At 34.0% G+C, this 1200-nt stretch carries 1 protein-coding gene and 1 pseudogene; one reads left to right on the plus strand and one right to left on the minus strand.

What is annotated here, in order from left to right:
- Nucleotides 1–73: 73 nt before the first annotated feature.
- Nucleotides 74–400, plus strand: a pseudogene (locus BEB54_RS28050) (lytic transglycosylase domain-containing protein); the annotation flags it as partial.
- Between the two features lie 17 nt (nt 401–417).
- Here BEB54_RS28050 and BEB54_RS28055 read toward each other — a convergent pair.
- Nucleotides 418–1050 carry a LuxR C-terminal-related transcriptional regulator gene (locus tag BEB54_RS28055; RefSeq protein WP_000516283.1) on the minus strand — a complete coding sequence of 211 codons (633 nt, stop codon included), beginning with the start codon at nt 1048–1050 and terminating at the stop codon, nt 418–420.
- Nucleotides 1051–1200: the final 150 nt, after the last annotated feature.

The raw sequence follows: 1200 nt of genomic DNA on the forward strand, positions 1-1200 counted from the left end.
GGGAATATCTACGGCAGCAAGCCAGTAATGGGTTAAGTGATAACAGGTGTCTGGAAATATAGGGGCAAATCCAAAGAATAGGGATAAGAAAAACAATATAAATAGTTTTGATTATGGTTTAATGCAGATAAACCAGATGCACATTCCCATGTTAAAAAAACGTGGAATAATAAAAGATGAACGAGATTTGTTAGATAACCCCTGTCTGAACATTAAAATAGGGACCGAGATTTTATATAATCATTTTTCACGTTGTGGGGTAACGTGGCAATGTCTGGGGACTTATAACGCGGGTTTTGCAATGGAAAACAAAAAAAAGAGGCTGCAATATGCAAAAAAAATATATGTTGTATATACCAGACTTAATGAAATAGACAAGCGTAAGGCTTTAGCAAAATGAGCCTAAAGCCTCTTTTTTTATATAGTGCAAACACCCATACGTAAAGCTGTTTTGATCAACTCGATACCACTGTGAACATCTAATTTCTTCATGATATTGAGTCTATGAGTTTCGACTGTTTTCCTGCTTAACTGCAAGAAATTAGCGATTTCTTTGTTTGTTTTTCCATCAGCTATGAGTTGTAGTATTTCAGACTCACGATTTGTTAGTTGATTATCAGAGGAATATCTTGAAGATATTTTTTCACAATCCATATGTACACTATCAAAATAAGTGTAACCATTACTAATCGAATCAATAGCGCGATTTAGTTTCGCCGGGTGACTGGTTTTCCATACGCATCCTTTCGCACCGGCTTCAAGCAATTTTATTGAATCAATATACGGCATTTTTGCTACAAATGTAATAATATGAGCATCTATTTTATGCGATTTAACCCATTTTATGAGTTCGGACCCCATCATTCCACCTGCAAATTCTCCTAAAATAAATATTTGGGCTGCAGATTTGTTACACTCCGCTATAGCTTTCTTCAGATCTTTATAGCCCCCAACAACCTCATATAAATCGGGATAATGTCCGAGAAATCCAATTATCCCATCAATCATAAACGGCTGCTGATCTGAAACTACAATTTTAATCTTTCCCATATATTCATCCTGAGTGTAAATGCTATAACGCATTCATTTATAATCATCCCTTCCATTATTATTATAAGCAAAATCCAAAGAATACATTGATGAAATAATAATGAAATATAATTAAAAATAAAATTTTTGTGTATGCATAATTAGACCAGT

This window comes from Escherichia sp. MOD1-EC6021, from assembly GCF_002965245.1.
Taxonomy (GTDB): Bacteria; Pseudomonadota; Gammaproteobacteria; order Enterobacterales; family Enterobacteriaceae; genus Escherichia; species Escherichia coli_F.

Coding starts and splice junctions, on each gene's coding strand:
- BEB54_RS28055 (WP_000516283.1), bottom strand. CDS start 1,050: ATGGGAAAGATTAAAATTGTAGTTTCAGATCAGCAGCCGTTTATGATT.